This is a genomic window from Vibrio sp. 2134-1, assembly GCF_033339495.1.
Genome location: NZ_JAWOUS010000937.1, coordinates 1 through 522 on the forward strand (window position 1 = coordinate 1; position 522 = coordinate 522).

General features: G+C 46.2%; 1 protein-coding gene. It reads left to right on the plus strand.

Annotated elements, in window-relative coordinates:
* The coding region (locus tag R7R78_RS29360; protein WP_318119897.1) for a sodium/glutamate symporter at window positions 1-466 on the plus strand (466 nt) is incomplete at its 5' end.
* Window positions 467-522: the final 56 nt, after the last annotated feature.

A 522-nucleotide genomic window follows, 5' to 3' on the forward strand; every position in this document is an offset into this window, starting at 1 on the left:
GATTCCTGATTTGGTCTATGCACTGTTCATTGGTGTGATTATTACGAACTTCTTAGAGGTGACTAAGATTCGTAAGCTGGACGCTGAAACCGTCGATATGCTCGGTACGGTGTCGCTGTCTCTGTTCTTGGCAATGGCTCTCATGAGCTTGAAGCTGTGGAACATCTTTGATTTGGCGATCCCATTCTTAGTGATTCTGGCGATTCAGTCGGTGATTTTGGCCATCTTCACCTATTACGTGACCTTTAAGGTAATGGGCAGCAACTACGATGCGGCGGTTATCTCGGGTGGTCACTGTGGTTTTGGTTTGGGTGCGACGCCAACAGCGGTGATGAACATGGGTTCTATTGTTAACCGTTTTGGTCCTTCGCCTCAGGCATTTATGGTGGTACCAATTGTTGGCGCGTTCTTTATCGACATCGTCAACTTAATCATCTTGCAAGGTTACATTTCTTTCCTTGGCTAGACGATTGGATAGATGAGCCCCTAAGGGTTAAAATAAAAACGGTCACAACGCAGGTT